The following is a 9,581-nucleotide window of genomic DNA, read 5'->3' as shown; positions in this document are numbered from 1 at the left end:
GCGTGGATCACTTCAGACAGCACATCCGTATAAAGCATGCCCGCATGCTGGAAGGAGCGGCTTTTGCGCTGTACGTCCAGTTGGTACGTATGCGAGATGACGTCCACCTGCACGTTATATACGCCATGGATGCGGTCGACTTGGATTTCATGCAGTTGACCGAGGAATAACGGTTCCTCCGGCTGCCCTTCCCGGGACGCATACAGGCCGATAGGGTCGCGGTAGCTGCCTTGCCGCACCAAGGCTTGGCTGTCTTCCTCGCTCATGATGCCCCCGAGCTGCATGCGGGCATGGGCTCCGGGAAACCGCGTCATTTTTATTTCTTCAAGCCGCAACTTTCCGTACGGCCATTTCAGCATAAGATCCTGTACGGTCAAGCCCGACAGGCGATCCGATTCGTTGTTTGACACATCCATCCCCCTCAAATCTATTGCAAGTAAAAGATGGCTTAAGGCTTAGTAAACCCAACTATTTATAACGGAAGCTATTCTTTCTTCTGCCCGTCATCGGCAATATAGATGACCCCGTTCGCATGCTTCATGCACATGATGTAGGAGTCGCTGGTTAACACGGGCTTACCGTCGATAAGCACGTCGGCTTTCCCGTTCATCCACTCCATGTTCACCTGCGGCTCGCACGGCGCATCCAGCGCTTCGCATACGCCGAAGGTTGCCGGAATATTGACGACGGGCTTGCTGTCCGCGACATTCATGAGCGGCTGCCCCTGAATATATGTGCCATGGCACGTCGGCAGATTGAGCAGATTTGGATTGCTGCCGCACTCGCATTCCAGCATCGCTCCCCTTACGACATAGCTGGCTTCCTGCCCCGCCGGCGCTTCAACGGCAGGACCCGCGGGCTTTATAAACGATCTGACACTAGGCATTTGTTCCCCTCCTCAGGGCTTTGCTTTAGCAAAGCCATCTTCGTAAGCGTTACTGAGCTTTGCTATCCTACTAGGCTTCGCTTTAGCAAAACTTAGAGTGTTGGGAAGGTGGTTTTGACTGGGATAGAGATACATACGGAAGTGGGGTATCTACTGGAGGAGCGATAGCGTGCGCCTTTGTCTGCGGGAAATATCCGCTGCAAAGCGGCTTCCAATAAAAATTTCCTGCAGACAAGAGCGCCTGGAAGTAGATACCCCACCCACTCGTGCATTCTATTACCTTTATCCAGCCACTTTCTCAACAAGCTAAAGGCTTTGCTTTAGCAACGCTCTCCTAATCCAACTCCACCGGGGTCAAATGAAGCCCCGTAAACGTCCGTCGGAGCAAGCTTTCCGCGATGTCCAGCCGGACGATCAGCACATCTTCCTGCAAGCCCGCCACGCGAAAAATGCGCTCCCGCCGCACTTTCGGGGCATCCAGCACCAAGCGTCGGCAAGTCCCGCCGGCGTCCACCTGCGTCTTCCCGGACAAACAATCCAGCTCGCCCGGCTCCATAAACCAGTAGATGTCTTGACGCTGCGTGCTGCGTCCGGTCACGATAGCCGATTGAAACCGCAGCCGGTCGTCGTATTTTTCAAGCAGCGCTTTCAGCCGATCCGATACGAGCCGGCGCGGATGGTCGATGAAGTCGAGGTAAACCGGCTTGTCCCCGTCCTCTTTCACAAACACGATGTTCCGCTCCTTAATCTCCATATCCCGGCTGACTTGCTCCAGCCTCAAGCCGTCGATGAACCGCTTGTCCTGCTGCAAACGAAAATAGTACATGCCCGTTCTGTCCTCCCCGGCATCGGTCTAGCTCCGAACATCAACCAACCGTCCCGTTTCGTCTTCCTCCATCCAACGCACCTGCTGCTTCTGCTCCTCGCTAAGCGCGAATTTGGCCGCCTCCAGCAGGATGATCTTGGCTCCTCGCAAATCAGCCCCGCGAAAATCCGCATGCTCCAAGTCCGCAAACATCAGGTTGGCTCCTTGCAGATCCGCTCCGGCAAAGCTGACGCCGAAGGTGCCCATGACCTGCCCTTCATGAATAAGCGGCTTACCACCGACGGCTTCCTGAAAATTCGCCCCCTGCAGGTCGCAATGGCTGAAGCTGGCGTCATACAGCACGCTTTGGCTTAGGTCGACGTCCCGCATGCGGCTGCCGCTGAAATCGACCCCTAAGCAGACGCTTTTGTTCAAGCGGCTTCCCGTTAAATTCGAGCCGGTCAGATGGCTGTAAGCCACATCGGCCCCTTCGTAGCGGCCGCCGCTCAAATCGAGTTCGCGCCAGTCCTGATAGCGGAAAAGCGTGCCGTCCTGCCGCTCCAGCGAAGCGCGGATCGCCGCCGCATCCTTTTCCTCGCGTACTTCCACCCAGACGTCCTCGCTCAGATCGAGGTACTCGCCTGCGCGAATGCGGAACGTATCGGCCCGCTCGATCCGTTGAAACTCCGGCAGCTCCACAATACGCGAAGCGGCCGCCCGGACGAGGCTGACGACATAATGGCCGGCGATGGACACGTCTTCCATCCAGACGCGGTCGCTTTCCAGCGGCAAAATATCGGCGCCGTAGCTTTTGCGCGCTTCGTCTATTTTTCTCCGGTACACATCCAAATGATCATACAGCCATGGCAGCTCGTGCAGCTCCATGCAAGCCGACCGGTCCAAATACCAAGTATCGTCGTACGCTTCCAGACTGCACATGAGCTTTCCTTGTCCAAGCCACGAGCGCAAATAAGAGACGTGGATATAGGCTATGGGACGCTTGTCACCGGCTTCTTGCATCGCATGAATGCGCAGGCAAAGCTTGCGGAACGGCTCAATCCATTCCCGAATGCGGGCTTCGGCCTGTTCGCGGACCTCCGTGCCCAGACGCTTGATCAAGGCCTCCTGCTGCGGTGCGACCTCCTGCGACAGCCATCGTTCTAACGGTTCCTGCTGCAATCGTTTCTCCTCCCCGGCGTTTGCTCGCGCAAGCGTGCGCTTCGTTAGTTGTTATGAACTTGGGTGCCTTTCACGTCGACGCGGTCTTCCAGTACGACGGAGCTGGCTTTGCAGGTCAATTCGATTTTTTCCTGAGCGGAAATCGTTATTTTTTTCGAGGTCATTGTCACTTCCTCGGTCGCTTTCACTGTCACGTTTTTGCTGCTAACAATCGAGATGCCGTCCGCATCGCTGAGCGTGATCGACACGCCGTCGCCCGTGATGAGAATGTGGTCGGGCGCGAGCACGATCATTTTGCCGTTTTTGGTCTTGATCGTCTTGATACTCGGGTCTTCCATCGGATCGCTTCCGCCGCCGCCGGACGCCCCAGACGCGCCGCCTCCTCCCGCCGCACCTGCCGCTCCACCACCGCCTGCGGCTCCATTCTCGGGCTTCGGCTTCGGCACGGAGCTGATCGCAATCGCGTCCTCTTCCTTGTGCGTCGGAAAATAAATGCGGACATCATCCCCATTTTCGGGCATGCAATACCAGCCGGCATTGTCCTCAGAAGCATAGATCGTCGAGTACGGAAACCAGAACGCTTTGCCCGCGTCCTGCGCCGGATCGATGTTTAAATGCGCTTTAATTTTGTCTTTGGCGACCGCAATCACTTTCCCTTGCAGCGACGCCCCAACAATGGACATGTTGTACTGCTTCCGCACGCTCAGACCTGCACGGGTGGTCAACAAATACTTATATTTCAGAAGTCCGTCGAGCATGCTCACCCGAACTTCATAGACAACGAGCCGCTGCCGGTCAAACGTCACTTCCATGCCGATCTCGAACACTTGATCGGTTTCAACCTCATAAAAGATGCAATCGCTCTCGCTTAACTCCGGAATCAGCCCTTGCACCGACTGCTGGTACAGCTCCATCCGTTTATGCACGCGGTAATGATAAGCGTTCACTTCCCCTTTGAAGCCGAGGTCCGGAACGCCGAAATGGACTCTCGGGGTGTCGAAGGCAACGGCAGGCACTAGCCCGGTATGGAAATGGGACGCTAACCGTTTCAACAATTCCCAGTCCGTCTCCCGGTACTGAAGAACGACCCGGCCGATCGCAGCGCCGTTCGAGGCCGCATCCATCACGTCCGCTCCGTCATAGTCCTGCACGATCTTATCCACCAACTGCGAATAGGCCATTCCCGTGTCCTGAAACGTTCGGTCCTTGCGCGTTACATCGAATTGATACGACAGTGACACGGCTTCCAGCTCCAGCTGGTAAACGTCCCGCACCTGATGGATTTGCATGCTCATAATCATGCCCTGAAACAGGTGGATTTTCCCGCCCTGCTCGGTCTTTTGAGTAACGGCGATATTCGTCCGGGCATGATTCATTTCCATGTAGCTGGCTTTCAGCTCTTCCGGGACAATGCCGGTCAAGCGAAGCGTGGCATGCTCGTTGATTTGCTTGACGATCGCCAGCTCCTGGATCGATTCGAACGTAAAAGGCGTCACTTCCAGATCCTGATAAGTCGCATAAGACCGTTCTGCCACCCTTTATTCCTCTCCTTCCCGCTTCGGATTGATTTGCAGAGCGTCCATGATGCCATGGGCGATCGGGCGCCACTGCTCCGTATATTTCTCCATGCAGTTCAAGCCAAAAAAGACGCCTTTTCCATCCAGCTCAATGAAAAAGATGCCGTTATACATAACCCCGTCCAGCACCGGCACGGAAAATTCATAAAAGCCCATCTTGCGGCCACCGACCTCGCGGACGCCTTCGCCGATCCATTTGGCATTCGGCTGCATCCGCCGGATCATGAAGCTGAGATCCTTGACGAACGTGTCCATTTCGTCGTTCACCATCCGGTTGGCCGTCGGATTGACGGTCAGGTTAATTTCCAGCGTCGGGTCAGTATAGATCAGCTTTGGCCGGCGGTCGGCCGGATATTTGATCCTGGCGTAATCCTCCGGCATAGGCTCGAAGGAATCCGGCACAAACATGAACACTTGCCCGGGGATCACTTCCGTTCTGGAAAATGTGATCGTCTCGTCGCCCAGCGCAAGCTCGCCCGCTTGAATCGCCCGGCTGACATTCTCTGCCGACAATGCCGCCTTCAGCGCCTCCTGCCGTTCTTCCTGCTCCTGCTTGCCTATCAGCTCAAGCCACTGCTCGTCCATATGCTCCATCGTTCAGCCTGCCTTCCGTTCCGTCTCCATGATGCGCGGAATCTTTGATTTTTCTGCAAATTCATTCCAGATTACACTTTTCATTGTATATCGGACAGAGCGATCGAGAATTTTAGATATTTTTAGTAATTTTTCCATAAGTGTGTTAATACTCACAATTTTGAGAGCACAGGCGGCAGCCAAAACAAAACAAGCAGCTCGTCCTCTATGGAGGCTGGCTGCTTGTTCTGCATTATATTAAGATTTGCGAAGCTCGCTCGGGTTGTAGCGTAACGTTTTGCGGAACAGCTGGGAAAATGGCTAAATTACGGCAGCCGACCATCCCGGCCGCTTCGCTGAGGTAACGAAGCTTGCCGCTATACGGGCACTGCCTCATTTGCTCCACGATGAGCGAAGCCTGCGGAGCATCGGCCGTTTGTCTGCAGTAGAAGCGGTTATCCGATAGGTGCGAAAGCTCGAGAAGCAACTTCCCGCCCGCCCAACAGTGCATTTTAACGAATCGCTTCGTTATACCGGCGGTTGACCTCTTCCCAGTTGACGACATTCCACCAGGAAGACACGAAGTCCGGCCTCTTGTTCTGATACTGCAAATAATAGGCATGCTCCCACACATCGACGACCAGAATCGGGGTTTTATTTTCCATAAAAGGAGTGTCCTGATTCGGCGTGCTGGTCACTACCAGTTTGTCTCCATCGACAACAAGCCATCCCCAGCCCGATCCGAAACGGCTGATTGCCGCTTTCGTCAGCTCGTCCTTCATCTGTTCGAAGCTGCCGAAATGCTTCTCGATCCCCTTCGCAATATCTCCGTAGGGCGTTCCGCCCCCGTTAGGACTCATGATGGACCAGTACAGGCTATGACCGTAATGCCCGCCCCCGTGATTCCGGACGGCCATCCGAATATCCTCCGGCACATCGTTCAGATTGCTAATCAGCTCTTCGACGGTTGCATTCTTAAACTGCGAATGGTCCTCCAGTGCCTTGTTTAAATTCGCTATATACGTTGCATGATGCTTGCTATGATGAATTTCCATCGTCCTGGCATCCAGATAAGGCTCCAACTCGTCATATCCGTAAGGCAGCTCCGGCAAAGTAAATTGTTCCATTCCATAATCTCCTTTTTCCAATTGTTTGGTACACCCCAAGTTTACATGATCGAAACAATTTTGTATATAACCAATTATTTTTACATAGGTAAACTTTTTTTATCGAAAAGTGTTTCCCGTCTGTCTTGAGCCGCATTCCGCAGGAATAATCGGTCACCCCAAGTAATACGATGGCTACAGGACGACGGGCTTCACACACGTGGTACAGGAGGTAGGTGCTTATGCTGAATTTTTCGCAGATTTTTATCGAAGGAATGCTGCTGTCCATATTTTTTTGCATCGTTATTGTAGGGATGCTGGTTTACAACCCGCGGCTGCTGTTAAACGATTATCCTCAAAGCATCCGGCTCTCCGTCCCCCCGAAAACGTCGAAAGAAACGAAGCTGTCTAAAGCGATCGGGGCGCCGTTTGCTGCGCTGCTCATGATCGCTCCATTCATCTCCACGCTGTATTGCGACGAAATCTCCTTTATGGTTGCTTTTTTGCATCCGTTTCTCGTGTTTATCATCGTCAGCCTAGTGGATCTGGTCGTGCTTGATTGGCTTATGTTTTGTTTTATTACACCGGATTTTTTAATTATTCCGGGAACGAAAGGTATGAAGGACTATAAAAATTACCGGTTTCATTTTATTGCTTTTCTGAAAGGGAGCGTGATATACGGTGTCTTGTGTATCATCGTAGCAGGCATTCGCATGCTGATCTGACAAGCGCCTCCGCGGGCATGATCTGCTCCTGTTCATAAAGATTGCCGCGCCTCCGGCCTTAGCTGCCAGGGGGTCGGCAGTCTTTTTCATTTCACAGTTCTAACCAATGGCTTTAATAACATATATTGTAATAATTTACATCAAAAGGAGGTGAATGAGGTGGCACGGATTGTCCCGCGCAAGGATCGTCTGAGGACGACGGGTTTTTACCCTTAACTCCAAGAGCACGGCACGAAGCGCGAAGAAGTCAATAAAACGAAGATAAACGAATCCAAAGGAGAGATACCATATGAAAATGTTAATGAAAAAAGCTCCGCTTTTCCTGTTCGCTATCGTTATGGCGTTGTCCTTCTCGCTCGCCGCAAGCGCCGCTCCGTCCGCCGATCAAGCCGCTGCGGCGCCTGTCGTCAGCTTTCAGTCGGCTAATGGATCGTGGATTAAAGTCAATGGAGACGGTAGCGTAACGGCAAACGCCGGCTCGGCGGATCAAGCGACTAAATTTGATCTGGTTCCGGTAGACGCGCAGTATTTCGCATTAAAGTCCCATAGCAACGGCAAGTTTGCTTCCTTCAAGGCCGACGGCACCGTAGTGGCGAACGCCGCTTCGATCGGCACGACTGAAAAAGTCACCATCACCTATGTGGTCAATACGCCTCAAGAAAAAGCGATTCAGGCCAAAGCTTTAAGCAACGGCAAATATGTCAGCGCCGTCAACGGCGGTGGCGGAAAAGTTGTCGTAAACGTTGCCACTCCGTCCAAATTCGAAACATTCAAAGTGAAAAACTGGTAAATAACCCGCACCCTTGACCGTCAGTACGACGCGATGAAATAAAGAAAGGCGCCAAGAAGTCGCGAACGCGACAGCATTGGCGCCTTTTGCGACTGAAAAGTTAGAGTCCGAGGTCTTCCTTCAGGCTTCCGGGCAGACCTGTTCTGACCGCCAGCCCCCAGCCAAAAAACTCGGTGTTCGCCACTTCCGCGCGAATCGTATTGGACCCAGCCTTCCATCGTACCGGGATATGGGCATGATCGGGCCGGATTCGTCCGTCGCTGGCCGGTGGATTCCACTTCCAGCTTCCCTGGAATATCTCTTCTTCATTAATCCACAGGCGAAGGCGGTCGGAGAAACCGACGGTTAACAGCGACTCCGTATCCTCAGCAACAGAAATCTCGGCACAGGCTTCGACACAAAGACCCTGTTCCGCTTTATACCGTCTGTTCAAATTGAGGACGCCGTTTTCTTCCACCACCGCTTTCGTCCTGTGCGGCTCCTCCGGTCTTTCGTCTTGGACATATGGCTGCGAAACGTGCCATTCCGTAACGAAATCCGCTTCGGCCGGTTGGCGGGCGTTCGCTGCTTTGCTTCCTATAGTTACAGGCGCCAGTTCCTCCACGGTCAGCTTGGAAACATAGCAGGGCAAGAAGCTCCATAGGCCAATCTTGCCAACAGCGCCTCCGTGCTGAAGGTTCGAGATCACGAGTTGAGGCTCCGGGTCGTCTCCCAAATAAGCGGCCGCGCCGCCCGGATGAACCTCGACGGCGAACGTTCTCCATCCTCCCGTCGTATTCGGCAACGGCTTTTGATACGAAGGGCCGTTGTAAACCTGCCATGTCATGGACCCATTCATCACCGGATCGTATTGAATTTCCTCGGAAGCAAGATAGATCAACTCGTAATTGGCCGTATCCTTGGCTCCGAACGCGAAACCTACAAACCCTATGGGTTCGGGTATCGCTACCTCCGCCCGAAGACGAAAAGAGCGAAAAGGTATTTCGTCGCGGAGAAAGACAGCCGAGTTCATTTTTTCCATATAAAGCGCCTTCCGGCCATTCCACACCGCTGCACGGGCTCCTGAATCGCCCAAGTCCCATTTTTCCAATTCATCGCCAGGATAATAAGTCAAGCTTGCCATCCTTGCACCTCATTTTCGAAAAATTTTGCTGCTGTAGCATCAGTACTTAAACGGCTGCCGGAACCGGATGCTGTCGAATTGCTCTATGGACGACAACGGTACATGCTTACCGATGCGGACCAGCAGACAGTTGGCCGGATGGGAGCAGATTTCCGGGTCGTCGGTTGCGTACCAGACCATATCGACGCATTGCATCAGCCGCTCCGTCATTTTGCGGTACTCCCAGACGTCGAGCTTGCTGTTCGCCAAATCCCAATACCCGTAATATTCGGTGGCAAACACAATGGCGTGCTCCATCTGACCCCCGGCAAAAGCAAGCTGAAGCATCTCCTTGCCCAATCCAAGCGAACGATACGAGGCCGCTACCTCGATAGCGCCGAATTCCAGCAGATCGTCCATCTTCCCTGCCGACCACGGCTCGCTTTCGTCCGGATAATGAAACGTGACATAGCCGATGATCGTGGCTTCATGGCGCGCTACCACGATTCTACCCTCGGGCAGCGCCGCGATGTCCATAAGCGCTTCAAGCTGCTCCTCGGGTCTGCGAAACCCTTTCAGCTCCGGGTGCATGTCTAAGATTTGCAGCCGCTCCGCCGAAACAGGCCCTTCCACTACAAACGTATGATTTTGCCGTTGTACTGTCTTGGAGTGATAAAACTTGGGATGCTCCATGAACTCCGCTCCTATCGTTCAGATCGGGGATATTTGCAGCCCTCGGGGTTGGAATATTTTCCCTCACTATCTATCATTGACAGCGCTTTTAGCAGGTGTCAAGTTTATTTTCAATTGAACACTCCCGCCACCTGCGCTAATGGCG

11 protein-coding genes and 1 pseudogene are annotated in these 9,581 nt (G+C 53.4%); 2 read left to right on the top strand and 10 right to left on the bottom strand.

All coding sequences use genetic code 11. The features are described from left to right. The 8 genes and pseudogenes from PEL01S_RS33645 to PEL01S_RS33610 all read right to left on the bottom strand — a co-directional run. Positions 1–410 (bottom strand): annotated as a pseudogene (locus tag PEL01S_RS33645) (hypothetical protein); the annotation flags it as partial. Positions 411–484: 74 nt separating this feature from the next. Then, positions 485–886, bottom strand: a complete 402-nt coding sequence (locus tag PEL01S_RS33640) for a DUF4280 domain-containing protein (RefSeq protein ID WP_174807051.1) — start codon at positions 884–886, stop codon at positions 485–487. A 334-nt stretch (positions 887–1,220) separates the two neighbouring features. Next, positions 1,221–1,712, bottom strand: a complete 492-nt coding sequence (locus tag PEL01S_RS33635; protein WP_127463284.1) for an imm11 family protein — start codon at positions 1,710–1,712, stop codon at positions 1,221–1,223. Between the two features lie 27 nt (positions 1,713–1,739). Continuing rightward, positions 1,740–2,870: a pentapeptide repeat-containing protein gene (locus tag PEL01S_RS33630; RefSeq protein WP_127463283.1), complete on the bottom strand. Its 1,131-nt coding sequence runs from the start codon at positions 2,868–2,870 to the stop codon at positions 1,740–1,742. 44 nt (positions 2,871–2,914) lie between these two features. Next, on the bottom strand, positions 2,915–4,405 hold the full coding sequence (locus tag PEL01S_RS33625) for a hypothetical protein (protein ID WP_127463282.1): 1,491 nt from the start codon (positions 4,403–4,405) through the stop codon (positions 2,915–2,917). A gap of 3 nt (positions 4,406–4,408) precedes the next feature. Next, positions 4,409–5,041, bottom strand: coding sequence for a hypothetical protein (locus PEL01S_RS33620; RefSeq protein WP_127463281.1), 633 nt, complete (start codon positions 5,039–5,041; stop codon positions 4,409–4,411). A 232-nt stretch (positions 5,042–5,273) separates the two neighbouring features. Further along, positions 5,274–5,507 carry a hypothetical protein gene (locus PEL01S_RS33615; RefSeq protein WP_127463280.1) on the bottom strand — a complete coding sequence of 78 codons (234 nt, stop codon included), beginning with the start codon at positions 5,505–5,507 and terminating at the stop codon, positions 5,274–5,276. 25 nt (positions 5,508–5,532) lie between these two features. Then, entirely contained in the window at positions 5,533–6,147 is a 615-nt protein-coding gene (locus PEL01S_RS33610) for a superoxide dismutase (RefSeq protein WP_127463279.1), read from the bottom strand. Positions 6,148–6,368: 221 nt separating this feature from the next. On the opposite strand from PEL01S_RS33610, the gene PEL01S_RS33605 reads away from it, so the two are divergent. Then, positions 6,369–6,851 (top strand): nitroreductase, encoded by a 483-nt coding sequence (locus tag PEL01S_RS33605; RefSeq protein WP_127463278.1) that lies wholly within the window; start codon positions 6,369–6,371, stop codon positions 6,849–6,851. A gap of 289 nt (positions 6,852–7,140) precedes the next feature. Beyond that, the gene (locus PEL01S_RS33600; protein ID WP_127463277.1) at positions 7,141–7,641 is read left to right on the top strand and encodes a fascin domain-containing protein; all 501 of its coding nucleotides are present in this window, start codon (positions 7,141–7,143) and stop codon (positions 7,639–7,641) included. Between the two features lie 100 nt (positions 7,642–7,741). Here the strand turns inward: PEL01S_RS33600 and PEL01S_RS33595 are convergent, their stop codons facing one another. Further along, complete coding sequence (locus PEL01S_RS33595) at positions 7,742–8,764, bottom strand: hypothetical protein (RefSeq protein WP_127463276.1); 1,023 nt, start codon at positions 8,762–8,764, stop codon at positions 7,742–7,744. A gap of 39 nt (positions 8,765–8,803) precedes the next feature. After that, positions 8,804–9,436, bottom strand: a complete 633-nt coding sequence (locus PEL01S_RS33590) for a GNAT family N-acetyltransferase (RefSeq protein WP_127463275.1) — start codon at positions 9,434–9,436, stop codon at positions 8,804–8,806. Positions 9,437–9,581 lie beyond the last annotated feature (145 nt).

Origin of the sequence: Paenibacillus elgii NBRC 100335, assembly GCF_004000865.1 — a bacterium.
GTDB classification, from domain to species: Bacteria; Bacillota; Bacilli; order Paenibacillales; family NBRC-103111; genus Paenibacillus_G; species Paenibacillus_G elgii.
This window is presented reverse-complemented; position numbering and strand designations above follow the sequence as displayed.

What these genes read in the sequence shown, in the direction of transcription:
- PEL01S_RS33595 (WP_127463276.1), bottom strand. Translation starts at nt 8,764, where the DNA reads ATGGCAAGCTTGACTTATTATCCTGGCGATGAATTGGAAAAATGGGAC.
- PEL01S_RS33600 (WP_127463277.1), top strand. Translation starts at nt 7,141, where the DNA reads ATGAAAATGTTAATGAAAAAAGCTCCGCTTTTCCTGTTCGCTATCGTT.
- PEL01S_RS33605 (WP_127463278.1), top strand. Translation starts at nt 6,369, where the DNA reads ATGCTGAATTTTTCGCAGATTTTTATCGAAGGAATGCTGCTGTCCATA.
- PEL01S_RS33620 (WP_127463281.1), bottom strand. Translation starts at nt 5,041, where the DNA reads ATGGAGCATATGGACGAGCAGTGGCTTGAGCTGATAGGCAAGCAGGAG.
- PEL01S_RS33640 (WP_174807051.1), bottom strand. Translation starts at nt 886, where the DNA reads ATGCCTAGTGTCAGATCGTTTATAAAGCCCGCGGGTCCTGCCGTTGAA.
- PEL01S_RS33610 (WP_127463279.1), bottom strand. Translation starts at nt 6,147, where the DNA reads ATGGAACAATTTACTTTGCCGGAGCTGCCTTACGGATATGACGAGTTG.
- PEL01S_RS33590 (WP_127463275.1), bottom strand. Translation starts at nt 9,436, where the DNA reads ATGGAGCATCCCAAGTTTTATCACTCCAAGACAGTACAACGGCAAAAT.
- PEL01S_RS33635 (WP_127463284.1), bottom strand. Translation starts at nt 1,712, where the DNA reads ATGTACTATTTTCGTTTGCAGCAGGACAAGCGGTTCATCGACGGCTTG.